Here is a 25,411-nt window from a genome sequence, read left to right as displayed (position 1 = left end):
GTCTTACTCCGCCGCTTCAACACGTGGGGTGGGGGCAAAATCAGCAGGGAAATGCCGGAGCGCGCTCATGACGGGATAGGGCGTGAAACCGCCGAGCGCACAGAGCGAGCCGAATTTCATGGTTTCGCAGAGGTCTTCCAGCAACGCCGTGTTTTTCTCCCGCTCGATTCCGAGCGCGATCTTGTCCACCGTCTCGACACCGCGTGTCGAGCCGATGCGACAGGGTGTGCACTTGCCGCAACTTTCGACGGCGCAGAACTCCAGCGCGAACCGGGCCTGATGCAGCATGTCTGCCGTATCATCGAACACCACGATGCCCGCATGGCCTATCAGGCCACCAGCCGCCGTAAACGCTTCGTAGTCAAAGACCGTGTCGAACAGCGACACCGGGAAATAAGCGCCGAGCGGACCTCCCACCTGCACCGCCTTGACGGGACGGCCGGTGATCGTGCCGCCACCGATATCGTTCACCAGTTGCCCGAGCGTCAAACCGAAGGCGGTTTCGTAAAGCCCGCCATGCTTGAGGTTGCCAGCAAGCTGGATCGGGATGGTGCCGTGCGAACGGCCGACACCGAAATCGCGATAAAACGCCGCGCCACGATCCATGATGACCGGAATGGAAGCGAGCGAAATCACATTGTTGACGACCGTCGGCTTACCGAACAGGCCCTGCAGGGCGGGTAGCGGCGGCTTGGCGCGCACCGTGCCGCGTTTGCCTTCAAGGCTGTTCAGGAGTGAGGTCTCCTCGCCGCAGACATAGGCGCCGGCGCCCATGCGCACTTCCATGTCGAACGCACGGCCTGACCCGAGGACGGAGGACCCAAGAATACCCTCACGCCTTGCGATCTCGATCGCCTTTTCCATGACCCTGATGGCGTAGGGATATTCCGAGCGGGTATAGATGAAGCCCTTGGACGCGCCGACGGCGAGGCCGGCAATCGCCATGCCTTCGATCAGCACGAAGGGGTCGCCCTCCATGATCATCCGGTCGGCGAAAGTGCCGCTGTCGCCCTCATCCGCATTACAGACGATGTATTTCTGGTCTGCCACCGCATCGGCAACGGTCTTCCATTTGATGCCGGTGGGGAAACCAGCGCCGCCGCGTCCGCGCAGGCCGCTCTGGGTCACCTCCGCAACGATATCCAGCGGGGCCATCGTCACAGCTTTTTCAAGACCCTTCATGCCCTGATAGGTGCGGTAATCCTCCAGCGACAATGGATCGGTGACGCCACATCGGGCAAATGTCAGACGCGTCTGGCTCTTCAGGAACGGAATGTCCTTTGTCAGCCCGAGACAGAGGCGATGGTCGCCACCAGTCAGAAAATCCGCGTCAAAAAGCGAGGCGACGTCGCTTGCCTTGACGGGGCCGTAGGCGATACGGCCATGCTCGGTGCGCACTTCGACCAGCACTTCCAGCCAGAGCATGCCACGCGAGCCGTTGCGGACAATCTCGACCTCAAGATTACGGCCAGCGGCCTCGCGGGCGATGGCATCGGCAACACGGTTTGCGCCAACGGCAAGAGCGGCGGAATCGGCGGGAACAAAAACGGTGACACTCATCGGCGCGCCTCCGTCAGAATGTCGCCAAGACAGTCCTCATCAAGACGGGCATGGACTTCGCCATCCAGCATCAGCGCCGGTGCCTGAGCGCAGAGCCCGAGACAGAAGACCGGCTCAAGCGTGACGGAACCGTCAGGCGCGGTTTCGTGCCAGTCGAGGCCGAGGCGGGACTTGATGGTTTCCGCAAGAGGCTCGCCACCCATCGACTGGCAAGCCTCGGCGCGACAGAGCTTTAAGACATGGCGACCATGCGGATGATCACGGAAATCGGGGTAGAAGGTGACGACGCCATGAACCTCGGCGCGCGATACGTTCAGCGCGGATGCGATGATCTGCTTGGCGCTTTCCGGGATATAGCCGAATTCTTCCTGCATTGCGTGCAGGATGGGCAGCAAAGGCCCCTCCAGATGGAGAAATTCATCAATGATGGCGGAAACACGCGCCGCCTCATCTACGGCAACCGCTCGAATATTCATAAGCCAGTCCTCCCAAACCGACAGGGGCAGGGATAACGAGCGGGATATAGTCAATCCTTTCGCCGCCCTGCAGTGCTTGCAAGAATGTCGAGATCGGCGGGATCAGGTCAATAATCAGTTTCCGTCATTTGATAGGAAATTCCTATCAAATGCCTTCTCGGCGGCCCTTTGGCGAGCCTCGTGAAGCAGCGCGGAGACAAGGGGGGTGTGTGGTTCCCGGTGGGTGGCAATCAGGCCCACGAGGTGTTCGGGGTCCGGATCAGTAATCGGGATTATCCTGATCTGCTTAGGAAAACCAAACGATTCCGCGAGGTTACGCGGCATTATTGAAGCCCATTGTCCGGTGCGGATATGAGAAAAAAGCACAATCATCGAGTTGGATTCGAGAGTCGGCTTGGCCTCCACGCCAGCCTCGGCCATGTGCCGGTTGATGATGCGCCTGTTCTGCATGTCCGGAGTTAATAGACAAAGCCTAAGACTGGAAACCTGTTGCCAGGTAACGCTTTCCTGATCAGCAAGTGGCGTTCCGGCAGCCGCGATGAGGTGATAACGCTCGGAATAGAGCGGCACGGTGGTCACGCGTCCGAGCGGCTCATTGTCGAGGTAACTGATTCCCGCGTCGATCTCGAGGTTTTCAATCTGGCTCAAAACCTGCAGCGAGGTGCGGGACGTGACGGAAAAAGTCACATCGGGATGGCGCGCCTGGAAGGATTCGGTCAATCGCGGCACCATGGCAAGCGCGGTCGGAATGACGGCCAGACGTATATGTCCGGCCAGGCCCCTACGGGCGGCGCGCATTTCCTCACGCATGGTGCGTGTATCGCCAACGATACGACGCGCCCATTCCAGCACACGCTGGCCTTCCGGCGTCAGCCCCTGATACCGCGCTGAACGCACCACGAGAACGACGCCCAACTGATCCTCCAACTGCCGGATTGCCGCCGACAGGCTGGGCTGGGAGACACCACATTCCTCCGCCGCCCGGCCGAAATGTTCAGCCCGCGCCAATGCAATGAAAAATTCCAGCTTGTCGATCATACGCTCTCCCCCGCGGCGCGCCCGGTTGACCGGTGTGCGCGGGAGAACACTAGAACGTGGCGCGAGCGCCCGCAAATGGCCGCGGGCATTTTCCTGCAGACTAGGCGCAGGCGACGAGGGCCGGCCCCTTCACGCGCGGATAGTCGTAAGCATTGACCTTCGAGGTATTGTAACCGGCGCCAACAAGAGCTTCGGCAAGCTTGATCGCTGCCGTCACGCCATCGATGACCGGAACACCTGTGGCGTCGCGCAGCCGGTCGCAGAGCGAGGACATGCCGGCGCAGCCGAGAATGATCGCTTCTGCCGCATCCTCGCGCTTGGCGGCCTCGATTTCGCGCCGAAGCAGGGCTTCCGCGACCTCCGGGTCTTCTTCAAGGCCAAGAACCGGCAGGTTGATTGCCCGGACCTTCCGGCAATGCCGTTGCGCGCCGTAATCCTCCACCAGATCTTCGATGATCGCGATGGAACGCGGCAGCGTCGTGATGATCGAGAAGCGGCGGCTGATCGTCATCGCCACCTGCACGGCGGCCTGGCAGATGCCGATGACGGGTCCACGCGCCACTTCGCGTGCGGCGTGAAGGCCCGGATCGTCGAAACAGGCGATCACATAGGCATCCACGCCCTGCGCCTCACCCTTGCGGATTTCCGCGAGCAGCCCGGGAAGAGCCATGGCCTCATCCGCCTGCCCTTCGATGCTGACGGGGGTATCGTCAGGATTTGCCGCGGAGACGTGGGTCTCCTTCTGCTTGACCCTTAGCGCGCTATCGAGAGCCTGCGCGGTCATGGAGGCGGTGGAATTGGGGTTTATCAAACGAATATGCATCGCACGCATCCTGATGAGCTGTCACTTGCCGTCAGGCGCGGTGAAATCGGTGATTGGTGGCGCCTTCAAAACAAACTGGCGGTCCGAGGTAATGTAGTTGTCGGCGTGAAGCCGGGCGATCGGCTGGTAGCGATCGGCATCGACATAACGTCCCTCCTCATCGAGGCATTCGTTATGGACATGCATATGAACCACTTCGCCCAGCACCAGCGTGCGGCGGGGGTAATCGATCAGTCGCTCCACCCGGCACTCGAAGGCGCAGGGCGATTGCGCGGCATAACTCGCATCGATCTTGCTGCAGGGCATGGCCGTAAGCTTGGCCATCGACATCTCGTCAACTTCATTGTCGAAGCCGAGACCGCAGATCAGCATCTGCTCCGAAAGCGACATATCGACCATATTGACGACGAACTCGCCAGTGCGGCGGATATTCACCATCGTATCCTTTTCCTCGCCGCTCACCTTCGGCTGAATGCCGAGGACCACGATAGGCGGATCATGCGAAAAGACGTTGAAGAAGCTCATCGGCGCTGCATTGTTATGGCCAGCTTCCGAGCGGGTCGTCACGAGTGCGATCGGCCGCGGACCGATAAAATTCGTCAGAAGGCGGTAGCGGCTCTGGGGCTCAAGCGCGCTGAAATCGAATTCCATGATCGACATCCTAATTTAGTCTACAATTATCTCTCATATTGTTGACAATGTTGCAACCAAAATCCCGTTGATACGGTTGACTTTTTCATTCACATCACGCTTCTCTAGGACGATTGGGGAGTATGTCGAATGAGCGAGCAGGCCGGCCCGTCCACGCAGCAGATTGTCGAGAAAGTATGGCTTTCGATCGCCGAACGCCGGCTGCGTCCGGGGGTGCAGCTGAAAGAAGAGCAACTGGCGACAATCTTTGGCGTCAGCCGTGCCAGAATCCGCCAGGCCTTGTCCGTTCTCGAACGTGACGGACTGGTGACCATCGTTCCCAATCGCGGTGCTTTCGTCTCCAAACCGTCGGTCGAGGAAGCCCGCGACGTCTTCTTCGTGCGCCGTACCGTCGAGCAATGCGTTGTCGAAAGACTTTGCAAATCCGCCACCAAGACCGATCTCAAAAAGCTACGCGACCACGTGGCCAAAGAGCGCGTGGCCAATGCCAAAAACGTCACGACCGACATCATCAAGCTTTCCGGCGGGTTCCACCTTCTGCTTGCGGAAACGCTCGGTTCTCATTTCCTCTTTACCACCATGCGCGACCTCATTTCCCGCTCGTCGCTGATAACAGCCGTTTACCGTAACACGGATCGCTTCAACTGCGGCCCGGACGAACATGCAGAAATCGTCGATGCTATTGCCAACAATGATCCGTCGCGGGCCATCCACCTGATGACCCACCACCTCGAGCATGTGGAAGCGGAGCTCGATCTCAGCGAAATCCGCGACCTTTCCCACGACCTCCGCGCCGCGCTCGGCTGATTTTTCCGCTCATGCGCGATGTCGCTCGCCCGCCCATTGCGTGTCATCTTCGACCAGATGACAGGCAACCCGCGTGCCGTTGGCAAGGCTCTTCACCTTAGGCACTTCTGCCGAACATTGCGCCGTTGCGAGCGGACAACGCGGGTGAAATGCGCAACCCGAAGGCGGCTTCAAAGGGCTTGGCACTTCACCGGCAACAATCTCCCGGTCCCGCTGCGGCGCCTTGATATTAGGGATCGTCTGGAGAAGCAGCCGGGTATAGGGATGGCGCGGATTGGCGAAAAGCTCTTCCGTATCCCCCTCCTCCACAATCCGCCCGAGATACATCACCGCAATGCGGTCCGACATGTGACGAACAACGCTCATGTCGTGGCTGATGAAGAGATAGGTGAGGCCGAGTTCATCCTGCAGGCGGCGCATGAGGTTCAGCACCTGCGCCTGCACCGAAACGTCGAGCGCCGATGTCGGCTCATCGCAGACGAGGAATTCCGGTTCACTCGCCAATGCACGGGCAATGGAGATGCGCTGGCGTTGGCCGCCGGAAAATTCATGCGGAAACTTTTCGCCGTCAGAGGCCGACAGCCCCACAGTCTTCAGAAGCTCCTCCACCCTATCCATCGTCTCAGCCTTGGTCGCGCGCAGCTTCAATTCGCGGATCGGTTCGGCGATGATGTTCTTCACCCGCCAGCGCGGATTGAGCGAGGCATAGGGATCCTGAAAGATCATCTGTGCCGACAGCGGTTTACCCTTGCCGCCTGCCGCGAAACGAAACTCGCCGGCACTTGGCCGAAAAAGTCCCGTTACCAGGCGGGCAACAGTAGATTTGCCACAACCGCTTTCACCGACGATACTGAGACAGCCGCCGGCCGGAACGGAAAAATCGATATCGTTGACGGCCTGCACGAACTGCCGTGGTTTGCGCTCGATGATGCGATTGAGCAGCGGGGCCGAAACGTCGAAGGTTTTCGTCAGGCCCTTCACCGTCAAGGCCGGCTTGCTCAATGCTGCCTTTTGAGATGCGGATTGTGTCATGCTGTGCCTCCTGCATTCAGCCAGCACGCACTGGCGCCGTTGCCGACGGTTTCGAGTTCAGGCCTTTCCCGCCGACAGCGTGGCCCGGCGAGTCCACAGCGTGGATTAAACGCGCATCCGGGCGGGATCGCGTCGAGACGCGGCATTGCGCCGTCGATCTGGTTCAGCCGCTCCACCCGTGCGCCAAGTGACGGGATGGAGGCCATCAAGCCCTGCGTATAGGGGTGGCGCGGTTCGTGCAGCACCTGCTCGACCGGGCCCACCTCGATCAGCCGGCCGGCATAAAGCACCGCCACACGGTCGGCAGCCTCGGCAATGACGCCCATGTCGTGGGTGACGAGCATGACCGCCGTCTGCTTTTCCTTGCACAGCCGCCGCAGCAGGGAAATGATCTGCGCCTGGATCGAGACATCGAGCGCCGTCGTCGGCTCATCGGCAATGATGAGTTTCGGAGAGGCGGCGAGCGCCAGCGCAATGACGACACGCTGGCGCATGCCGCCAGAAAATTGGTGCGGATAATGATCGACACGATCCGCAGGTGATGGAATACCGACATCCTTCAACAGTTGAACGGCCCGTGCGCGTGCATCCGCTTTCGACAGCGGCAGGTGCTGGCGGATCGTCTCGACAAGCTGCACACCGACCGTAAAGAGTGGATTGAGCGAGGTTAGCGGGTCCTGAAAGATCGCGCCGATCTCACGACCGCGAATGCTTTCCATCGCCCGGTCATCCAGTTGATCGATACGGCGCGACCCGAGCCATATTTCGCCATCGGCAATGTGGCCGGGTTTCTCGAGCAGGCCCTGTATGGCAAGGCCCGTCATGGATTTGCCGGCACCGGATTCACCGACAACACCCAGAATTTCACCGGGCCGGATCGAAAGGCTGATATCGGAAAGCGCAGTAACGGTGCCTCGACGGCCGGGAAACTCGACCTTGAGATTGCGGACATCGATAACCGATTGGTTCATGTCAACCATGCTGGGCGACCTCCACCGGATAGCTCGGAGGGAAGATTTCGGAGACGGGCGGATTTGCCCAGCTCCGTTCGGGATATTTTGCAATCAGGCGATCGAACTGCGCCTGCGCCTGTTCACGGGCACGCCGCATGTCGATACGGGCGACCTGCCTTTCACGCATGGAAAGACGGCCGTCGACAAAAACGGCCCGCGTGACCTTGCCCGAACCGCCGGTCACCAGCGTGGTGATCGGATCGATGCTCGGCGCCATGACGGTATCGTCGAGGTCAAAGACGGCAATGTCTGCCCTTGCGCCCGGGGAAAGATGGCCAAGGTCAGATCGTCCAAGAGCCCGCGCGCCGCCAAGTGTGGCCGCATCGAAGAGATCGGCACAGCGGATCTGGTCCGGAGCACCGTCATTGATGCGGCAGGTGATCAGCCCTACGAGCAAATTCATCAGCATGTCCGCCGGGGCCGTATCCGTTCCCATCGCGATATTGATGCCGCGTTTGCGGCAGGAGGAGAAGGATGAGAGCGTGCTGCCACCACGGCTCGAAACCAGCGGACAGTGGACGATGGAGACGCCGTTTTCCGCATAGAGCACCAGATCTTCTTCCGTCGCATTGGTGGCGTGCGGGGCGATCAGCCTTTCGCTGAGCAGCCCGGCCTTGGCGAGCCAGACTGGCGCGGTCGAACCGTGGAGCTTGCGAACCGTATCGACCTCCATGACGCCCTGCGCCATATGGAGACGGAACTTGCAGCCGAGTTCGCGGGCAGCCGCATCGGTGCGCTCTATGAGCGCCAGGGTGGAGGTTTCCACGCGGTCCGGCGCGAGCATGCCGCGCACCAGATCGCCGTGCCTTCCACTCTGCTTTTCGATGAAGGCGATCGCGTCGGCGAGGCCCTGAAAACCACGCTCCTCATCAAAAACAGGCACCATGCGGCCCGGTTCTTCCAGCACCATGCCGCCTGAACGGAAGGCGGGGCTGAGATAAACGCGCAAACCAAGTTCTCCGGCGGCATCGGCGGCCGCCTCGAATTCCGCCACGGTCTCCCCCCATTCGCGATAGAACAGCGAAGCGATGGGGGCTGCCGTGGTGATGCCATTGAGGAGCAACTGCCCGAAGGCGAAACGCTTCTGGAAGGCAAGCTCTTCCGGGGAATACATTTCGTAGGGACCAGCCTCGACATAGGAGCGCGGCCAGACACGACCCTTCGCCCAGCCCGGATGATGATCAATGCCGAGGATCGTCGTATCGAGATCGGAAAGCGCATCGAGATCGATCAGGCCGGGGCTGACGAGCGCATTGCCAAAATCGATACGCCGGGCAACCTCTCCGGGAAATCCATGTCCGACAAAGGCGATCTCGCCGTTTTCGAAGACAACCTCGCCGTTTTTCAGAAGGCGGTGCGATCCGTCCTTGTGCCCGACAACCCAGCTGGCTGTGAGCAACGTCCGCCCTTGCGGCCTTTCGCCAAGTTGCAACGCATTGAGAACGTCGCTCATCACGGCGCCTCCACAATGGCTTTGCCATCTCTCGCCGTAACCCGGCCGCCTTTGACGACCAGCGGCCGCGGCGCGATATCAACAACAGCATGCGCCAACGTTTCGCCGGTCAGCAGCGTGAAGTCGGCAGCACAGCCGATCTCCATGCCGTAATCCTCAAGACCCATGACATCGGCGCCACCCTTGGAAACGACATAGAGGACATGCGCAAGTTCGATATCCGAACGCAGACCGTTTTTCATGCCGATGATCTTGGCGCGATCCAGCATGTCCGGCTGTCCCCACGGACCCCATGTGTCGCGGATGCCATCACAGCCGCCGCCAACGCGCACACCCGCCTCCTTGAGGCGCATGATCGACGGCACGCTTGCCGATGGCGCACCCGTGGTCAGGATGGCGACATCAAGCCGCGCAATCTCGTCGATCAGCCTGCCGACGCGCAGATAGTCGTTCATGCCAAGGGCAAAGGCGTGGCTGATGGCGACGTTGCCCTGCATGCCGTTCGCCCGGATGCGCTCGAAGATGAGCTCCATCGTGAAGGCGCCGAGGTCGGCGGCTTCGTGCAGATGAATATCGATCGGCACGCCGTGTTTTGTCGCCAGTTGAAAAAGAATGTCCAGCTGGCCCTTCGGATCGCGGTCAATTCCGCAGGGATCGATGCCGCCAAGCACCTCGCAGCCTTGCTTCAACGCCTCATCGAGAAGCTCCACCGTGCCGGGCATGACCATGACGCCGGATTGCGGGAAGGCGACGACCTCGATGTCGATGATGCCATTAAGCTTCTCACGGGTTTCCCATATGCCCTCTACCAGTTTCAGGCCATGGGTGGGGTCGATATCGACATGGCTGCGAATATGGGTGCCGCCATTGGCCGCAAGGCCGATCGCATGGCGCATGGACTGGCGATGCGGATCGATGCCGATCTGAACGCGGTTTTCCCGCTCGAAATCGATCCGCTCGCGCAGGATAGCAGCACGATTGTTGACATGCCAGGGCATGCCCCACGTCGTCTTGTCCAGATGCGTATGGGCATCGATAAGACCGGTAACGGCAATTGCTCCCTTGCCATCCTCAACCGGCATGCCGGGTTCGGCGTCAAATGTTCCGAAACCTGAAATCTTGCCGTTCCTGATCAAAATATCGCAGGCTTCGCCCGCCATGGGCCGTACGTTGCGCAGAAGAAGATCGTGCATGGAGCTCACCTCAGTTTCGGATTGAGCGCATCGCGCAGCCAGTCACCCAGAAGGTTGACGGTGACGACGAGCAGGCAGAGTTGGAAGACAGGGAACAGCACGATCCACCAGGAGCCGGAAAACAGGAACTGGTTGCCGATACGGATCAGCGTGCCGAGCGACGGCTGGCTTGGTGGCATGCCAATGCCAAGGAAGGACAGCGTCGCTTCCGTCAGGATCGCCATGCCGAAATTCAGCGTGGCGGCAACCATGATCGGCGTTAACGTATTGGGCAGGATATGCGCCGCCATGATGCGGCGGGCGGGCACGCCGATCAGCTTAGCGGCCTGAACATAGTCCTTGCCGGTTTCTACAATCGCCTGTGCACGGACCGTTCGCGCATATTGCACCCAGGCGGAAAGCGCGATGGCGAGAATGAGCACGGCGGATGCACCGACCTCACGCAGATTGTCGGGCAGCATTTGCCGCACAACTGTCGACACGAGGATGGCAACCAGAATGGTCGGGATGGACAGCGTGATGTCACCGATGCGCATCAGGAGGCCATCGGCAAAACCGCCGAAGTACCCCGCCACCAGACCTGTCGTCATGCCGATGACGAGCGAAAGCAGCACGGAGGCGACACCGATGACGATAGAGATGCGTGTGCCGTAGAGAATGGCCGAGAGCATGTCGCGTCCCTGCGTATCCGTTCCAAGCAGAAACGGCCATTCGCCGCCCTCCTGCCAGATCGGCGGCAGCTCGGCCTTCCACATGTCCAGCGATGCACCGTCATAGGGATTCTGGGGCGCAATCCACGGCGCGAAGACAGCTGCGAGGATCAGGATTGCGAGAATGAGCGCGCTGATCTTGGCCGATTTACTGCGGCTGAACGACCAGTAGAGGTCGCTATCGCGCATGCGGCTGAAAAGTGACCGACGGGCGGTTTTTTCCGTTTGCGAAAGGTCTGTCATGAAACTGGCTCCCTTCGGTCAGCGCGCGGTGCGCAGACGCGGATCGATGACGGCATAGGCGATATCGACGAACGTGTTGAGGACAACGAAGATGAAGGAGATGATGCAGAGATAGGCCGCCATGACGGGGATATCGAGGAAGGTAACCGCCTGAATGAACAGCATGCCCATGCCCGGCCACTGAAACACCGTTTCCGTGATGAGCGCGAAGGCGATGAGCGAACCCACATTCATCGTCGTCAGTGTCACCACCGGCATCAGACAGTTGCGCAGCGCATGACGGAAGTAGATCCGCCAGCGCGGAATGCCGCGGGCCCGTGCGAACTTCACGAAATCGGACCGCAGAACTTCAAGCATTTCAGCCCGCACCAGACGCATGACGAGGGTGATCTGATAAAGCGAAAGCGCGATAGCCGGAAGAATGAGCGCAGCACGCCCGGACGAGGTCAAAAGCCCGGTTGACCACCAGCCGAGCTGAACGACATCGCCACGGCCAAATGCCGGTGCCCAGCCGAGGGAAACGGAAAAGACAAGAATGAGAAGAATGCCGACAACGAAGCTTGGCAGGGACACCCCGACGATCGACAGGAACTGCAGACCTTCCGTGTACCACTTCCCGCGCCGGATCGCCGTCAGAACACCCAGAGGCAGGCCGACGACCAGAGAGATCACGGTGGCAACCAGCACCAGCTCAAGGGTCGCGGGGAACCTTTCCGCGATCAGCGGCAGCACCTGCTGGCCGTTGCGGTAGGAAACGCCGAAATTGCCCTCCGCCGCGTCTTTGACGAACCGCAGATATTGGGTCGGCAGGCTGTCATTGAGGCCGAGCCTCTCACGCAGGGCTGCACGATCCTCCTGCGAGGTCTGTTCGCCGACCATCAGCTCGACGGGATCACCCGCCAGCCGAAAGATGAGAAAGGCGATAAGCGCAACGGAAAGCATGACCAGCACGGCATTTCCCAAACGCTTGATGATGAATACCAGCATTGTTACCTCTCGGACGCGAGCCTGAGCCGCGTAGGCTTTCAGGTTCGATCATTCTCTTCCAGAGATGGGGCAAAGGTTGCGCGGTGCGCAAGAACCACGAACACGATGCAACTTTGTCGACAATTTTTGGCACAGCTTCGTTCGGTTCCACACGTACTCGAATGTCTGCTGAAACAGGCAAGGCGCTCGGTCCAGTGACCGGCGCCTCGCTTGCTGTCCGTCTTATTTGTCGAGCTGGGTCAGCCAATGGCGTGGCTTGTTGTCGGCGCGGAAGTCGACACTTTTGACCTTGGCCAGCATCGCCCACGCAATCGGCTGCTGATGCAGCGGAACGAGCATGGTCTCGTCCTTGGCGATTTTCAGTGCGGCTTCTTCGAGCGCCAGACGCTTCGTATTGTCCTGCTCCTGCGCCGCCTGCGCGACAAGCTTGTCGATCTCGGGATTGGACCAGCCGCCATAGTTGGAGACGCCCATCGCGCCCTTGCGGGTCGAGAGGATCTGCGACAGCATCGAGAAGGCGTCGAGTGTCGGCTCGTTTGCCCAGCTGAGGTTAAAGACGTCAGCCTTGCCGCCATTGCGCTTGGGTGACTGCACGGAACGTGGTGCAATGTCGATGGTCGGCTGGAAACCACCACGCTTCAACATGTTGGCAACGCCCGAGCAGATATCCTCCTCGTTGACGCTCTCGTCATTCATGCAGGTATAGGTGAAGGCAAGGTTCTTCATGCCCGCATCGGCAAGCAGCTTCTGCGCCTTGGCCGGATCGGCCGGCTCGAACGTGTCGAGAGATTTGGCATAACCAGCGATCTCAGGTGCGATCAGCGAGCCGGACGGCCTTGCAAGACCACGCATGACTTTCTTGTTGATCAGGTCACGATCGATGGAGGCTTCGAAGGCCTGACGAACGCGCAGATCATTGAAGGGATTTGGCTGACCGTTTTCCAGTTTTTCGCGGCGGTTGAAGCCAATGAAAAGCGTGCGAAGCTCGGTGCGCTTCTTGACCGTGATATTGGGCGAGGATTCAAGGCGCGGCAAATCCTGGATCGGCGCCGAATCGATCAGGTCGATTTCACCTGACAGCAGTGCCGCGACGCGTGTTGCCGCAGATGCGATCGGCACGAATTCGATGCGGTCGAGATTGTGCTTCTTCTGGTCCCACCAGCCTTCATTGGCAACGAGAACAGTCTTGCTGTCGGGAACGCGGCTTTCGAGCTTGAACGGGCCTGTGCCGTTGGTGTGCATGGTGGTGTAGCCGTCAACCTTCGATGCAAAGTCTGTGGGCTTCTCGCTATTGTTATCTTTCAACCACTTGGCATTAAAAATGAAGATGTTGGTTATGTCGTTCAGAAAGAGAGAAGTCGGTGCGTTGACATCGAGGTCCACCGTGTAGTCGTCAACTTTTTTGACGCCAGCGTAAATCGGGATATTGCCCCGCAGCGGCGACGTCGCGTCCGAAGCGCGCGTGAAGGATGCGACGACATCATCAGCGGTGAAGTCTGCGCCGTCATGGAATTTCACGCCCTTGCGCAGGGTAAAGCGCCAGGTCTTTCCATCAATCAGCTTCCATTCGGTGGCAAGGGCCGGCTCGATCTGGAAGTCCGGGCCGTAGCGAACGAGGCCCTCGTAGATATGGTTCAGAAAAGCGAGGTTGGATGTGGACGGGACCGAATAGGGATCGAGCGAATAGAGATCGGCGCGACCGGCCCAGCGGAGGGTCTCGGCATTGGCGGGAACGGCAATGGCGGCGGCAGCCATGGCCGCCAGGACGAAACTTCTGATACGGGACATTTGATCCCCCTTTTTATAAATCGTTGGAAGACCGGCAGGCGGTCCGGTCGGGCAAGGGGAGTATTGTTTCGCTCAGGCTTATTGTCAATAATATTGTTGACAATTATCGTACTCAAAATTGTAAGTTTTTGGATACGAGTTCAAAAGAGGGAGGACGGAATATGGCAGGCTATCTGCTGCTGCACGGAACGATCGTCACGGTCGACAGGGAGCGGCGCACTATTGAAGACGGCGCCTTGGCCATCGACGGCGACAGGATTGTCGACATAGGCACTGCGGACGAACTGGAACCTCGCCATGAAGACAAGGAGGTTATCGACTGCAGGGCGAAACTGATCATCCCCGGGCTGATAGATGCCCATGGTCACGCAGGCCACGCACTTCTTCGCAGCATTGCAGCGGACACCAATGCAATGTGGATGAAAATCATCACCCCGACCTATTACCACTACGTCACCCGCGACTACTGGTATGCCGACGGGCTGATTTCCGGCATTGAACGGCTGCGCGCCGGGGTGACGACCGGGGCCAGCATCATCACCTCGATGCCGCGCGCGGATGACCCCGTCTTCGCGATCAACCACGCCCGCGCCTATAGCGAGCTCGGCCTTCGCGAAATCATCTGCGTCGGACCGTCGGGCCTCCCATGGCCTCATCCGGTCACTCGATGGGAGAGCGGTCTACCGGAACGTCGCGACGTGAGCTTCGACGAGATGATGGATGGCAGCGAAGCGGTGATCGACGCATTGCACGGCAGCGCCGATGGCCGCATCAGCGTTTTCCTGACGCCTTTCACCATCGTACCATCCGTCGAACCCTCCAATGCATCGACGCCGGACCTGGCTGTGAAACTGACAGAGGGTGACAGAATGCAGGCCCGCCGGATACGCGAGATGGCGCGCAAGAGAGGTGTCAGGCTTCATTCCGACGCCTTTGCCGGGCAAATCCGCATGGCGTTTCAGGATAAGGAAAATGCCCTGCTTGGCCCTGACATTCACCTTCAGCATTGCTGGGGTATCTCCCACGACGAAATAGACATACTGGCCGAGACCGGCACACGCGTGACCCATGCGCCGCCGGGCCGCGCAACTCCCATCATGGAAATAATGTCGAAAGGCATTCGTGTCGCCATCACCACCGATGGCGCAGCTCCAAGCCGCCATTTCGACATGTTGCAGACGGCGCGCCTCGCGCAATTTACGCAACATCTCCTGCACAATCACGACCGCTACCTGCTTCCGCCCGGCAAGATTTTTGAGATGATCACGATCGATGCCGCCCACGCTATCGGCATGGAAGACGAGATCGGTTCGCTCGAAATCGGCAAGAAAGCAGACGTCGTCATCATCGATATGCGCAAGCCGCATCTGATGCCCATCTGGATGCCGGTCCACCGTCTGGTACATCAGGTCCTTGGTAGCGATGTCGATACCGTCTTCGTGGACGGTAGATTGCTGATGGAAAATGGGCGGGTCCTGACATCAGATGTCGACGCCGCGCTTACCTTTGGCCAACAAGAAGCCATGGCGCTGGTCGAGCGCGCCGGACTGAAAGCACACATGCATGATCCGGGCTGGGGCCGCCTACTGCGCACGTTCGACGAACCCGTGCTCCCTCCCCGTCCGCCGGCGGATGCGAGATTCCGCGCCGCCGACCAAGGGCCTGTTCAGGATCACCAATCGACGCGGGATCACTAATCAATTGGGGTCGGCAAGGTCTCTTGGACTTCTTGCCAACATCATGACAAAGACTCCCCGGCCAGGAGAGGACCGGGGAGCAAACCTGACATCATGTCAGGAACTTTGACTGGAGCTAGCACTCACCCGTTCAAGAAACGGGGTGGATCTGAGTTGTCTAACCCGGTTATGCTGTTTGTCAGGCTCTGTTAGAACGAACGCTCGAGACGAACGAAACCGGTCCAGCTGTCGCCACCACCGTTTACGCCCTTTTTGCCATCGACGTCCTGATAGGTGACAGCAACCTTGGTGGAGAGACCAGAGGTGATCTTGTAACCGGCAGCAACACCAGCGCGCCATGCATCGCGGCTGCCAACGAAGTCGTTGTTAGCGCCGATGTCGATCGTGCCGAAATACTGGAAGCCGGGGGTGATGGTCAGCTTGTCAGTTGCCTTGATGGCGTATTCAGCAGCAACAGTCCACTCAGACTCTTCGTAGTAGTAGTTGGCGCCGGAAGCCCAAGCACCGGAGATGCCGAGCGTGCCGGGACCGATGTCAGCAGTGATGATTGCACGGATTGCACCGTTTTCCTGGTTCGTGTCGTAACCGCCAAGCAGGTTGGCCTTAACGCCGCCGATCTTTGCGCCGATGATGGCGCTGATGCCAACATCGTTCGTGTTGGTCTGGAACTTGCCGCCCTTCGTAACGCCGAGTTCGGAAGTGCCCTTACGCGAACCTTCGAGCTCTTCAACAGCGGCACCGACGTAGAATGAGCCGGCGTCGTAGGTGTAACGGATAGCGTTCAGACGGGTGCGGTTGGAGCTGAGCTGGTCATACTCACCGGAGAGACCGTCGTCCCACCAGTTGTAGTAGAAACCGACTTTCAGGCCACTGAGTTCGATGAACGCCTGATCAAGAACCAAGTTGCGGTCAGTATCGTTGTCGGCCTGACCGCGCAGACCGATGTAGCCACGCAGGGCGCCGAGTTCGGTGTCGGTGCGGGTGTCAATGTTGAACTGGGCGCGGGTGAAAGAGTCCCAGTCAGATGTACCGGACTGGTTGCGACCGAAGTCCGTCTGGAAACGAACGTAACCGTCGAACTTCAGGCAGGTTTCGGTGCCGGGGATGTAAAAGAAGCCGGTGCCAAAAGCATCGCAGACGCGAACATATTCCATGGGCTCGGGCTCAGCGGCGACGATGGCGTCAGCGGCCTGTGCGCCGGATACTGCTGCGAGAGCCGCAGCGGAGCCGATCAAAAGGCTCTTGATGTTCATTTGTAATCTCCAGTCAAAAATTTTTCAACGAATGCGCAGATTCGTGGGCTGGTCTTTTCCCTGCCGCCCGCTTCCCTGCGCTGATCAGCAAATGACAGAAATCGCGGGGGAGTCGCAATTCAAATCTCCGGATTTAAAATACAACACGATAACGCAATCACATTGCGTAGTAAAATTACAACAAATATAAAGTTTAAAATATAAAAATACGCTTATATACGTTGGGAAGATAAGCTTTATTTGATATTTAATTTACGATAATATTCTAATATTACGAGATTAGTAACAATATTGCTGCGGAAGGAGCCCAACAGCTCACCTTGAATAACAACGGTGATGTGACAATGGCCGAGGCTGGTGCAGTGAGTGCGCGAGGCGGCGATACCCGACCCGAACTCGCGCGTGGTGCTTCAATTCCGTTCGGATAACGCAGCGGGCGGTGGATCGGCGATTACAGCGGTTGGCTGGAAGAACCGGTTGCAAATGTGGACATCGCCTTCAGCATGCCCTCGATCTCGCCAGCCGCCACGGGGCGGCCGAAATAGTAACCTTGCCCGTAGGGACAACCGGCAGCGCGCAGAAAGTCAGCCTGCTCGGCCGTTTCCACGCCTTCGGCAATGACATCGATGCCCAGTGAACCGGCAAGCTGGATCATGATCGAAACAATGGCGCTGTCTTTGGTTTTTGCCGGCAGATGCGTGAGGAACGACCGGTCGATCTTCATGCACGAAAGAGGGAATGTCTTGAGCATGCCAAGACAGGAATAGCCGATGCCGAAGTCATCCAGTGCCAGGCTGACGCCCATCTGCTTGATGGCGCGCATGATGCGCACTGACGTGTCGACATCCTGAATGATGAGCGTCTCGGTAATCTCGATTTCCAGCAGCGAAGGTGCAAGGCCGGTTTCCTTCAGCACCGAACTGATCTGGTCCGCCAGGCCGGCCTGAAACTGCCGGGGGGAGATATTGACTGCCATTTTGACAGGCGACAATCCAGCAGCCATCCAGTCTCGCGCCTGACGGCACGCTTTTTTCAGAATGCTCTCCCCAAGCGCCACGATGAGGCCGGTTTCTTCCGCAAGGCCGATGAATTCCGCAGGCCCAAGCAGTCCCTCCGCCGGGTGCTGCCAGCGCACCAGCGCCTCCACCCCGCTGATTCCGCCGGTAAGTAGATCGACCTGCGGCTGGAAATGCAGGATGAATTCATCCCGTTCCACGGCCCTGCGCAATTCCTCGATACGCGTGACCTTCTTTCTCAAATCGTCTGCCATGCGCGGCGAGAAGGTGGCGATACCGTCCCGACCATTATGTTTCGCCTGATACATGGCAAGATCGGCAGCGGCGACGATCTCCGCCGTGGTTTCCCCATGTTCCGGAAAAAACGCCACGCCGATGCTGGATGTCGCCTTGATATCATAATTGCCGATGCGCAGCGGCTGTGAGACCGCAGCCTGGATGCCCCGAAGCCGGGATTCGAAACCGTCCCGCTGCTTCTCCAGAATGACGACGAACTCATCCCCGCCCACCCGCAACACGAGATCGTTCCGACCGAGGCTCCCTGCAATGCGCGCCGCCGTCTTCGAAAGCAGCGCATCGCCGACGCTGTGGCCCAGCGTGTCGTTGATCTGCTTGAAATTGTCGAGGTCGAGAAAGCAGACGGCGATCGTCCGCCTGGCTTTTGCCGCGGCCGCAAGAACTTCCGGCAGTCGTGTATCGAGAAAACGGCGATTGGGGAGGCGGGTCAGCATGTCGTGATCGGCCAGAAAGGCGATATGTTCGGCCGCACGTTTGCGGTCGATCGCGAGCCCCGCCATGCGTGCAGCCGCACCGATAAATTCCACCAGTGCCGGATCTGGCTGGCGGGCCGCGAGCATGCACCAGACAAAACCGTGCGCCTCGCCGTCGCTGGCGGGAATATCGAAGCTGAAGGCCGTGTTATCGGCAGGGGAAATGAGGCTGTCAGGATCGCTGACCGAGGAAATCAGCGCCGTCAGCCCCGCATGCGGAGCGAGTGCCGGCGATGCATAAACCGAAGGTTCACCCGTAGCGGCGTCGAACACCCGTACGGCACAGGCAAGCCCCGTGGCGAGATTTTCAATCGCCTTGACGAATTCCTCTAGGAAATCCTCGATACGCGCCGCCGCGACAATCATTTCGAGAATGCGCGCCTGCGTCTGCAGCAGCCTTTCGGAAGCCTTTTTCTGGGTTATGTCCCTAGAAGCGCCGACCACCCCGATGATGTTGCCGGACTTGTCCCGCAGCGGCACGCGCGACATCATCAGCCAGCGGTCAATGTCGCCGCGCATGGCCCGCTCTTCATAACCGAGATCCGGTTCTCCCGTGCGCATCACCCGTGCCTCGGTGTCGGGAATGCCCGCCCGCCGTGCTGCTTCGCCGTGAATATCGTAATCGGTGAGGCCAATCAGCTCCTCCACCGTGTCAAAACCATTTTCCTTGACGATTGCGCGGTTCGCAAACAGGAAACGACCTTCCAGATCCTTGGCATAGATAAAATCCGGCACGTGGTCGATCATCGCTTCCAACAACACATGCCGGTCGGATGGATTACTATTTTCATCTGTTGGGGTAGAGGCAGATGGCCCTGTTTCGCGCTTTTTTCGCGATATCCGGTTCTGCACGGGTGTCTTCGGGCCCTTGGAACGCACCTATCCGCCTCATCACTTTATAAGAGAGCAGAATAGTAGGATTATACATATTATATAAATATGAACGAGGGGCGGAGATAGGGTGGCCGGTAGCCGTCTGTACGCTTGCGGCGATGAAATAGCGCCTGTCTCAGGGAAAACGGCGCGGATAGAAGCCGCGCCGCAAGAATTCCGGCATCCAGCAAGACCCCGTCACACCACCGGCGTCGGCAGCTCCCTGCCGGCAAAATGCGCATCGAGATTGGCAAGAACGAGGTCTGCCATGGCCCGTCGCGTCTGATGCGTGCCGCTGCCGATATGTGGGGCGAGCGTGACGGTTTCGAAAGCAAACAGCGCTTCCGGCACACGCGGTTCATCCTCGAAGACATCAAGCGCAGCACCTGCGATCACGCCATTCGAAAGTGCCTCAATGAGCGCCTTCTCATCCACCAACGAGCCGCGAGCCACGTTGACAAGCACGCCCTGCGGGCCAAGCGCGTTCAGAACCTCGGCGCTGACGATGTGACGCGTTTCGGCGGTGGCCGCTGCGGCGATGATAAGCACGTCACAATTAGCGGCCAGAGCTTCGATGCTGTCATAATAATCATAGGCGACATCGCGACGATTTCTCGCGGTGTAGGAGATATGCGCATCGAAACCTTCGAGCCTCCTGGCAATCGCCTGACCGATGCGGCCGAAACCGAATATGCCATAGCGACGACCGGCCACGCGGGTGGAAAGGCCCATGTCGCCCTTCAGCCATTGCCTGGTGCGGACATATTGGTCTGCCTGCGGTAGCCTGCGCGCCTGCGCCAGAATAAGGCCCAGAGCAAGATCCGCGACATCGGCCGTCAACACGTCAGGCGTATTGGAAACACGAAAGCCGCGCCGCTTCGCTTCAGCCAGATCGACCTTGTCGAAGCCGACGCCGTTGATGGCAACGATTTCAAGCTTTGGTAACGCTGCACCAATATCCGCCGGCAGGCCGATATGACCGCCGGTGACGACGCCGCGGATCGCGCCGCCTTTTTCAACAAGGAAGGCGGCCCTGTCTGACACTTCGAACAGGCGATGCACGGTGAAGCGCTGCGCAAGTTCTTCCTCCAGTGCCGGGATGAGCGGGCACAGCTGCACGATTTCAGTGGTCATGGATTTTCCTTTGTGCCGGTGAACTACTTCACATCGGCCTTGACGAATTGCCGGAGTTCCGGCGTTTGCGGATTGGCGAAGAGTTCGGACGAGCGACCCTGCTCCCAGATCTTGCCCTTGTGCATGAAGATCGTTTCGGTCGCCACGCGCCGCGCAAAGGCCATCTCATGCGTCACGAGGATCATGGTCATGCCGTCTCTGGCGAGGTTTTCCATGACAGTCAGCACTTCTTCGGTGAGTTCCGGATCGAGCGCAGACGTCACCTCGTCGAACAGCATCACCTTCGGCCGCATGGCAAGCGAGCGCGCAATCGCCACACGCTGCTGCTGGCCGCCGGACAGCTGGTCCGGATAGGAATCGAATTTCTCCGAAAGACCGACGAGCTGCAGAACCTCACGGGCGATATCCTTGGTTTCCGATTTTGCCACGTCCTTGACGATGCGCGGCGCAAGCATGATGTTTTCGCCGACCGTCAGATGCGGGAACAGATTATAGCTCTGAAACACGATGCCGACATCGGTGCGCAGCTTCCGCAGGGCCTTGGCGTCTTCACCAATCGCATGACCAGCGATTTCGATGCGCCCGGAATTGATCTTTTCCAGCCCGTTCATGCAGCGCAGCAGCGTGCTCTTGCCCGAGCCCGAGCGGCCGATGAGGGCGAAGACTTCACCACGGCCGACCGTCAGCGACACGCCTTTGAGTACCTCCAGAGCGCCAAAGCTCTTGTGAACGTTTTCAACGATTACTTCCGGCATGAAGCCTCCTTTCCAGCCAACGCGACAGCTGGGATAACGGGTAGCAGACGATGAAATAAAGTACGGCCACCGCCACGAAGACGCGGAACGGCTGGAACGTGGCATTGTTGATGAGCTGCCCCGCTCTCGCCAGTTCGACGAAACCGATGATCGATGCGATGGACGTGTTCTTGACGACCTGGACGGCAAAACCGACGGTCGGCGGTAGCGAAATTCGGATCGCCTGCGGCAGGATGACGTAGCGATATTGCTGGGCGCGGGTGAGAGCGAGCGATTCCGACGCTTCCCATTGCTGCTTCGGCACCGCCTGGATGCAGCCGCGCCAGATTTCCGCGAGATAACCTGACGTATAGATGGTCATCGAGGCACCGGCGGCAAAAAGTGGCGGCAGTTCCAGCCCGGCAAGGCTGAGACCGTAATAGGACAGGAACAGGATCATCAGCACCGGAATGCCCTGGATCACCTGAATGTAGGTGCCGGCGGCAATGCGCAGCGCCTTGAAATTCGAGGTGCGGGCGAGCGCCACGAAGAAGCCGACGATACCGCCGCCGATTAGCGCAATGATCGTCAGAAGCACGGTCCATTGCAGGGCGGTCAGCAGGAAGCCGAATTCGTTCCAGCCGAAAGTTCTAAGGGTCATGACTGCACCTCCGGCAAAGCGGTCATCGTCTTGCGGGCCACGCGGCGACCGAACAGCCACATGCCGACAAGGGCAAGGATGAGCCGCAGGCTGAGCGCCAGCGCCAGATAGATGAGCGTGACGACGATGTAGACCTCGAAGGAGCGATAGGTCTGCGATTCCACGAAGGCTGCAGCGGCGGCAAGCTCATGGGTGGAGATGGCCGAGCATATGCTCGATGCCAGCATCATCAGCACGAACTGGCTGCAGAGGGATGGATAGACCTTGGCAATGGCGGGCACGATAATGACGTGACGATAAATCTGGTACTTGGTGAAGCCCAGAGCCTCACCCGCCTCGATCTGCGACTTGTGCACCGCCTCGATGCCGGCGCGGATGATCTCCGTCGAATAGGCGGCAAGATTGATCGTCATGCCGATCAGCGCCGCAGTATCCGCCCCGACGCGAAAGCCGAGACCCGGCAGGCCGAAATAGACGATGAACAGCTGCACGAGGAACGGCGTGTTGCGGATGACTTCGACATAAGCATCCACGATGATGCGGACGATGCCACCATTGATGGAGCGCAATGAAGCGAGAAGAATGCCGAAAGCGCAGCCGAGCACGATGGAGAGGACCGACAGCTTGATCGTCAGCCATATGCCGTTCAGAATTTCATTCTGATATTGGGCGAGCGCGCCGAATTGGAATGTATAGGACATGCGTCACTCCGTTGACATTTCCCCGCCCGCCGAACGTATTCCCGGCGGGCGCGTTGAAAGGCTCAATCAGAAGCTTGGCAATTGCGGCAGCGGGCGACCGGTCCACTTGACCGAGATGCGGTCGAGATCGCCGGACATCTTCATCAGGTAAATGGAGGTGTTCAGCCACTGGCGCAGCTCGAAATCCTCAAGCTTGGTCGCCATGGAATTGCCCTGCTGGAAGAAGGTGAATCCGACCTGGAGACCGGCTTCCGGGCGCTGCTTGATGATTGCTTCACCAACCGTGGACGGCAGGGCGACGGCATCCACCTGACCCGCAAGCAAAGCCTGGGCGCTGGTGGAATCGTCTTCGTAAACGACGATTTCGAGACCTTCGACGTTAGCCTTGCGCAGCGCGGTTTCCTGTGAGGAACCGCGGTTGACCGACACGCGCTTGCCCTTGAGGCTGTCGAGATTTTCGAATTTCTGGTCCTTGCCGGAGATGATATCCATGTTGAAGGCGCTGTATGGCTGCGTGAACATCACAGTCTTGGCGCGTTCGCCGGTCGGCGCGAGCGTCGCAACGAGGAAATCGACCTTGCCGGTCTGAAGGGCCGGAATACGCGCTGGAGGCGTCAGCGGCACCAGTTCCACCGGCAGCGACAGGTAGGAACCGATGAGATTGGCAACATCGACGTCATAACCGGAAGGGTTGCCCTTTTCATCCACCATGCCCATCGGCGGCGCGCCCGTGAGGACACCGATCTTGACCTTGCCGCGCGCCGTGATCTCGCTGAGCGAGACGGCATGGGCGGACGTTGTAGCCGCAAGCGAAGCTGCGGCAACGCCAACAGCAACGGTCATGTTTTTCAGAAATCTGGATATGCTCATGGTTTCTCCTCCAACCCAAATAGTAGCTGCCCAATGCAGAACAGCGGCCTTCGCAAACCGAAAAATGTTCTCGATAACATTTCTAGGCGCTTGACTGAAAACTCCTCCCAAGAAACTGTGAAAACACAGAACCAGATGGATTTCTTATGAAACTCAATCAGTTGGGATGATTATCGATTTTCCTCTCTTCGACATCGCTTCACGTTCTTGGCAGGATCAATAATGCATGTTATCGGTATCATTGCAAGTCCGATCTACAGAACTGTTTCGGTCGGCATTCATTTCGGGAGGAAACATGTACACACGCTCGGCAATTTTCGAAGGCAGGATTCACGCAGGCCGGGAGGAGGAGTTTTTTCGCATCGTCGAGGAAAAATTACTGCCTGTCTGGAAGCGCATGCCGAATGCGCAGGCGGTGCGAGTGATGCGTACGGAGCGCACGGACCCGGACGCGGCCCAGATCATCATGGTGCAGGAAATCGACTATCCGTCGATGGAGGCCGTGGAGGAAGCGCTGGTCTCGCCGGTCCGGCTGGAAGGCCGGGTACTGACGGATGAGATGATGAGCATGTGTGACGGGCGTTTTTATCATCTGGTCTATAGCCGCGTCGCATAAATCCGGTGCACGTCGCATTGATCTGCAATCATACGGCGTGCTTTCCCTTGGTATCTTCGTGTATGTCTTGTCGTGAACCGGTCTTCATTCAGCCGGATTGTAACTGGGGAGACATGCTTTGGTGGAGCGCACGCCCTTGGCCGCAGCGTTAGTCACGTCAAAAAAAGCTACCATGAGCGACGTCTCGAAACTCGCGGGCGTCTCCAAGATGACCGTTTCGCGGGTGCTGGCCGATCCTGCCCTGGTGTCGGAAGAGACGCGCCAAAAGGTGATGAAGGCCATTGAGAAGCTTGGTTATGTGCCTGACCGAATCGCCGGTTCGCTTTCCTCTCGCCGCACCAATTTCATCACCGCCATCCTGCCGACACTCACCAACTCAAACTTCGCCGACAGCGCTCAAGGCCTGGCCAATGCGCTACGCGCCGCCGATTACCAATTGCTGATCGGTTACACCATGTACGACCTGCAGGAAGAAGAGCGCGTCATCCGCACCATGATGGAGCGCCGTCCCGACGCGATTGTCGTCGCCGGCACGGTTCATACCAAGATGGCAAGCGAAGTGTTGATGCGCGCCGGTATCCCGATCGTTGAAATCTGGGACGTACCCGAACATCCGATCGACCACGCGGTCGGTTTCTCCAATTACGAAGTGGGAAGAACCGCCGCCAAACACCTGATATCGCTTGGATTCACGCGCATAGGCGCACTTGGCTCCCGAGCCGATGGCGACGTTAAGGACTGGCGCGGCGAAAGCCGCCTGCTCGGTTTCGGGGCGGCGCTGCGCGAAGCCGGCATCGCCGATGATCTCATCATCCGCGAGGGCAGCGCGCCGGTCTCATACGATCACGGCGCGAAAACGCTGGGCTCCCTGTTGGCCAAGGCGCCCGATGTCGAAGCCATCTTCGCCGTGTCGGATATTTCCGCTGTCGGTGCGCTGATGGAATGTCATCGCCGCGGCATTCATGTACCAGACCAGATTTCCATTCTCGGCTTCGGTGATTTTGATATTGGCAGACAATGCTATCCGGCGATTTCAACGATACGGGTCGACGCACAGATGATCGGCCGCAAAGCGGGCGAGTTGCTGCTTTCGATATTGGAGGCAGAAAAGGATGCCGCTGTTCCCGAGGGTGCGCGGGTGGATGTCGGCTTCCAGCTTATCGTGCGGGAGACGACGAAGCGGTTGGGCCGGTGAAGCTTTAGCCTCGTTGGAACGAGCGTGTACCGCTTCTTTCCCCGCCGGGGAGATGTCCGCGGCAGCGGGATGAGGGGGCAAGCTCTCCGAATATCGCTAACGTAGCCCCCTCATCCG

23 protein-coding genes are annotated in these 25,411 nt (G+C 59.0%); 4 read left to right on the top strand and 19 right to left on the bottom strand.

Annotated features, from left to right (window positions below; all coding sequences use genetic code 11):
* Positions 1–3 precede the first annotated feature (3 nt).
* The 5 genes from BTN45_RS23540 to BTN45_RS23520 all read right to left on the bottom strand — a co-directional run bounded on the left by BTN45_RS23540 (position 4) and on the right by BTN45_RS23520 (position 4,548).
* Positions 4–1,560 carry an NADH-quinone oxidoreductase subunit NuoF gene (locus BTN45_RS23540; RefSeq protein ID WP_207591400.1) on the bottom strand — a complete coding sequence of 519 codons (1,557 nt, stop codon included), beginning with the start codon at positions 1,558–1,560 and terminating at the stop codon, positions 4–6.
* Positions 1,557–2,036 (bottom strand): formate dehydrogenase subunit gamma, encoded by a 480-nt coding sequence (locus tag BTN45_RS23535; RefSeq protein ID WP_207591399.1) that lies wholly within the window; start codon positions 2,034–2,036, stop codon positions 1,557–1,559. The genes BTN45_RS23540 and BTN45_RS23535 overlap by 4 nt, the downstream gene beginning before the upstream one ends.
* A gap of 114 nt (positions 2,037–2,150) precedes the next feature.
* Positions 2,151–3,074, bottom strand: coding sequence for a LysR family transcriptional regulator (locus tag BTN45_RS23530; protein ID WP_006700319.1), 924 nt, complete (start codon positions 3,072–3,074; stop codon positions 2,151–2,153).
* 100 nt (positions 3,075–3,174) lie between these two features.
* Positions 3,175–3,897 (bottom strand): aspartate/glutamate racemase family protein, encoded by a 723-nt coding sequence (locus BTN45_RS23525; protein ID WP_004444573.1) that lies wholly within the window; start codon positions 3,895–3,897, stop codon positions 3,175–3,177.
* 21 nt (positions 3,898–3,918) lie between these two features.
* Positions 3,919–4,548, bottom strand: a complete 630-nt coding sequence (locus BTN45_RS23520) for a flavin reductase family protein (protein WP_022563864.1) — start codon at positions 4,546–4,548, stop codon at positions 3,919–3,921.
* A gap of 129 nt (positions 4,549–4,677) precedes the next feature.
* Here BTN45_RS23520 and BTN45_RS23515 point away from each other — a divergent pair, with 129 nt between their 5' ends.
* Positions 4,678–5,355: a GntR family transcriptional regulator gene (locus tag BTN45_RS23515; protein WP_207591398.1), complete on the top strand. Its 678-nt coding sequence runs from the start codon at positions 4,678–4,680 to the stop codon at positions 5,353–5,355.
* A gap of 9 nt (positions 5,356–5,364) precedes the next feature.
* Here the strand turns inward: BTN45_RS23515 and BTN45_RS23510 are convergent, their stop codons facing one another.
* From BTN45_RS23510 to BTN45_RS23480, 7 genes are all read right to left on the bottom strand, one after another.
* On the bottom strand, positions 5,365–6,387 hold the full coding sequence (locus tag BTN45_RS23510) for an ABC transporter ATP-binding protein (RefSeq protein WP_037092940.1): 1,023 nt from the start codon (positions 6,385–6,387) through the stop codon (positions 5,365–5,367).
* Complete coding sequence (locus BTN45_RS23505; RefSeq protein ID WP_207591397.1) at positions 6,384–7,367, bottom strand: ABC transporter ATP-binding protein; 984 nt, start codon at positions 7,365–7,367, stop codon at positions 6,384–6,386. Before BTN45_RS23505 ends, BTN45_RS23510 begins: the two co-directional genes overlap by 4 nt.
* Entirely contained in the window at positions 7,360–8,853 is a 1,494-nt protein-coding gene (locus BTN45_RS23500) for an amidohydrolase family protein (RefSeq protein ID WP_184287273.1), read from the bottom strand. The genes BTN45_RS23505 and BTN45_RS23500 overlap by 8 nt, the downstream gene beginning before the upstream one ends.
* Positions 8,853–10,046 carry an amidohydrolase family protein gene (locus tag BTN45_RS23495; protein WP_207591396.1) on the bottom strand — a complete coding sequence of 398 codons (1,194 nt, stop codon included), beginning with the start codon at positions 10,044–10,046 and terminating at the stop codon, positions 8,853–8,855. The genes BTN45_RS23500 and BTN45_RS23495 overlap by 1 nt, the downstream gene beginning before the upstream one ends.
* A gap of 5 nt (positions 10,047–10,051) precedes the next feature.
* Positions 10,052–10,999, bottom strand: coding sequence for an ABC transporter permease (locus tag BTN45_RS23490; RefSeq protein ID WP_207591395.1), 948 nt, complete (start codon positions 10,997–10,999; stop codon positions 10,052–10,054).
* Positions 11,000–11,017: 18 nt separating this feature from the next.
* A complete protein-coding gene (locus tag BTN45_RS23485; RefSeq protein ID WP_004444583.1) occupies positions 11,018–11,986 on the bottom strand; it encodes an ABC transporter permease in 969 nt (322 codons plus the stop codon).
* A 222-nt stretch (positions 11,987–12,208) separates the two neighbouring features.
* On the bottom strand, positions 12,209–13,774 hold the full coding sequence (locus tag BTN45_RS23480; RefSeq protein ID WP_207591394.1) for an ABC transporter substrate-binding protein: 1,566 nt from the start codon (positions 13,772–13,774) through the stop codon (positions 12,209–12,211).
* 161 nt (positions 13,775–13,935) lie between these two features.
* On the opposite strand from BTN45_RS23480, the gene BTN45_RS23475 reads away from it, so the two are divergent.
* On the top strand, positions 13,936–15,471 hold the full coding sequence (locus BTN45_RS23475; RefSeq protein ID WP_207591393.1) for an amidohydrolase family protein: 1,536 nt from the start codon (positions 13,936–13,938) through the stop codon (positions 15,469–15,471).
* Positions 15,472–15,659: 188 nt separating this feature from the next.
* Here BTN45_RS23475 and BTN45_RS23470 read toward each other — a convergent pair whose 3' ends face one another.
* The 7 genes from BTN45_RS23470 to BTN45_RS23440 all read right to left on the bottom strand — a co-directional run bounded on the left by BTN45_RS23470 (position 15,660) and on the right by BTN45_RS23440 (position 23,483).
* Positions 15,660–16,724, bottom strand: coding sequence for a porin (locus BTN45_RS23470; protein WP_207591389.1), 1,065 nt, complete (start codon positions 16,722–16,724; stop codon positions 15,660–15,662).
* A gap of 451 nt (positions 16,725–17,175) precedes the next feature.
* Positions 17,176–19,350: a GGDEF and EAL domain-containing protein gene (locus BTN45_RS23465; protein WP_100911619.1), complete on the bottom strand. Its 2,175-nt coding sequence runs from the start codon at positions 19,348–19,350 to the stop codon at positions 17,176–17,178.
* A gap of 231 nt (positions 19,351–19,581) precedes the next feature.
* On the bottom strand, positions 19,582–20,517 hold the full coding sequence (locus BTN45_RS23460; RefSeq protein ID WP_207591387.1) for a 2-hydroxyacid dehydrogenase: 936 nt from the start codon (positions 20,515–20,517) through the stop codon (positions 19,582–19,584).
* A gap of 23 nt (positions 20,518–20,540) precedes the next feature.
* Complete coding sequence (locus tag BTN45_RS23455; protein ID WP_004444596.1) at positions 20,541–21,272, bottom strand: amino acid ABC transporter ATP-binding protein; 732 nt, start codon at positions 21,270–21,272, stop codon at positions 20,541–20,543.
* Complete coding sequence (locus BTN45_RS23450; RefSeq protein WP_003521700.1) at positions 21,253–21,912, bottom strand: amino acid ABC transporter permease; 660 nt, start codon at positions 21,910–21,912, stop codon at positions 21,253–21,255. The genes BTN45_RS23455 and BTN45_RS23450 overlap by 20 nt, the downstream gene beginning before the upstream one ends.
* Positions 21,909–22,613, bottom strand: a complete 705-nt coding sequence (locus BTN45_RS23445) for an amino acid ABC transporter permease (protein WP_006700307.1) — start codon at positions 22,611–22,613, stop codon at positions 21,909–21,911. Before BTN45_RS23445 ends, BTN45_RS23450 begins: the two co-directional genes overlap by 4 nt.
* Positions 22,614–22,679: 66 nt before the next feature.
* Positions 22,680–23,483, bottom strand: coding sequence for a transporter substrate-binding domain-containing protein (locus BTN45_RS23440; RefSeq protein ID WP_004444612.1), 804 nt, complete (start codon positions 23,481–23,483; stop codon positions 22,680–22,682).
* A gap of 295 nt (positions 23,484–23,778) precedes the next feature.
* On the opposite strand from BTN45_RS23440, the gene BTN45_RS23435 reads away from it, so the two are divergent.
* Both BTN45_RS23435 and BTN45_RS23430 read left to right on the top strand, forming a co-directional pair.
* Positions 23,779–24,099 (top strand): hypothetical protein, encoded by a 321-nt coding sequence (locus tag BTN45_RS23435; protein ID WP_006700306.1) that lies wholly within the window; start codon positions 23,779–23,781, stop codon positions 24,097–24,099.
* Between the two features lie 172 nt (positions 24,100–24,271).
* Entirely contained in the window at positions 24,272–25,294 is a 1,023-nt protein-coding gene (locus BTN45_RS23430; protein ID WP_006700305.1) for a LacI family DNA-binding transcriptional regulator, read from the top strand.
* Positions 25,295–25,411 lie beyond the last annotated feature (117 nt).

Origin of the sequence: Rhizobium sp. ZX09 (genome assembly GCF_017357485.1) — a bacterium.
Classification (GTDB): Bacteria; Pseudomonadota; Alphaproteobacteria; order Rhizobiales; family Rhizobiaceae; genus Agrobacterium; species Agrobacterium pusense.
The sequence above is the reverse complement of the archived record's forward strand: the minus strand, read 5'-3'. Positions and strand labels throughout refer to the sequence as shown.

Coding starts and splice junctions, on each gene's coding strand:
- BTN45_RS23540 (WP_207591400.1), bottom strand. CDS start 1,560: ATGAGTGTCACCGTTTTTGTTCCCGCCGATTCCGCCGCTCTTGCCGTT.
- BTN45_RS23535 (WP_207591399.1), bottom strand. CDS start 2,036: ATGAATATTCGAGCGGTTGCCGTAGATGAGGCGGCGCGTGTTTCCGCC.
- BTN45_RS23530 (WP_006700319.1), bottom strand. CDS start 3,074: ATGATCGACAAGCTGGAATTTTTCATTGCATTGGCGCGGGCTGAACAT.
- BTN45_RS23525 (WP_004444573.1), bottom strand. CDS start 3,897: ATGCATATTCGTTTGATAAACCCCAATTCCACCGCCTCCATGACCGCG.
- BTN45_RS23520 (WP_022563864.1), bottom strand. CDS start 4,548: ATGGAATTCGATTTCAGCGCGCTTGAGCCCCAGAGCCGCTACCGCCTT.
- BTN45_RS23515 (WP_207591398.1), top strand. CDS start 4,678: ATGAGCGAGCAGGCCGGCCCGTCCACGCAGCAGATTGTCGAGAAAGTA.
- BTN45_RS23510 (WP_037092940.1), bottom strand. CDS start 6,387: ATGACACAATCCGCATCTCAAAAGGCAGCATTGAGCAAGCCGGCCTTG.
- BTN45_RS23505 (WP_207591397.1), bottom strand. CDS start 7,367: ATGGTTGACATGAACCAATCGGTTATCGATGTCCGCAATCTCAAGGTC.
- BTN45_RS23500 (WP_184287273.1), bottom strand. CDS start 8,853: ATGAGCGACGTTCTCAATGCGTTGCAACTTGGCGAAAGGCCGCAAGGG.
- BTN45_RS23495 (WP_207591396.1), bottom strand. CDS start 10,046: ATGCACGATCTTCTTCTGCGCAACGTACGGCCCATGGCGGGCGAAGCC.
- BTN45_RS23490 (WP_207591395.1), bottom strand. CDS start 10,999: ATGACAGACCTTTCGCAAACGGAAAAAACCGCCCGTCGGTCACTTTTC.
- BTN45_RS23485 (WP_004444583.1), bottom strand. CDS start 11,986: ATGCTGGTATTCATCATCAAGCGTTTGGGAAATGCCGTGCTGGTCATG.
- BTN45_RS23480 (WP_207591394.1), bottom strand. CDS start 13,774: ATGTCCCGTATCAGAAGTTTCGTCCTGGCGGCCATGGCTGCCGCCGCC.
- BTN45_RS23475 (WP_207591393.1), top strand. CDS start 13,936: ATGGCAGGCTATCTGCTGCTGCACGGAACGATCGTCACGGTCGACAGG.
- BTN45_RS23470 (WP_207591389.1), bottom strand. CDS start 16,724: ATGAACATCAAGAGCCTTTTGATCGGCTCCGCTGCGGCTCTCGCAGCA.
- BTN45_RS23460 (WP_207591387.1), bottom strand. CDS start 20,517: ATGACCACTGAAATCGTGCAGCTGTGCCCGCTCATCCCGGCACTGGAG.
- BTN45_RS23455 (WP_004444596.1), bottom strand. CDS start 21,272: ATGCCGGAAGTAATCGTTGAAAACGTTCACAAGAGCTTTGGCGCTCTG.
- BTN45_RS23450 (WP_003521700.1), bottom strand. CDS start 21,912: ATGACCCTTAGAACTTTCGGCTGGAACGAATTCGGCTTCCTGCTGACC.
- BTN45_RS23445 (WP_006700307.1), bottom strand. CDS start 22,613: ATGTCCTATACATTCCAATTCGGCGCGCTCGCCCAATATCAGAATGAA.
- BTN45_RS23440 (WP_004444612.1), bottom strand. CDS start 23,483: ATGAGCATATCCAGATTTCTGAAAAACATGACCGTTGCTGTTGGCGTT.
- BTN45_RS23435 (WP_006700306.1), top strand. CDS start 23,779: ATGTACACACGCTCGGCAATTTTCGAAGGCAGGATTCACGCAGGCCGG.
- BTN45_RS23430 (WP_006700305.1), top strand. CDS start 24,272: ATGAGCGACGTCTCGAAACTCGCGGGCGTCTCCAAGATGACCGTTTCG.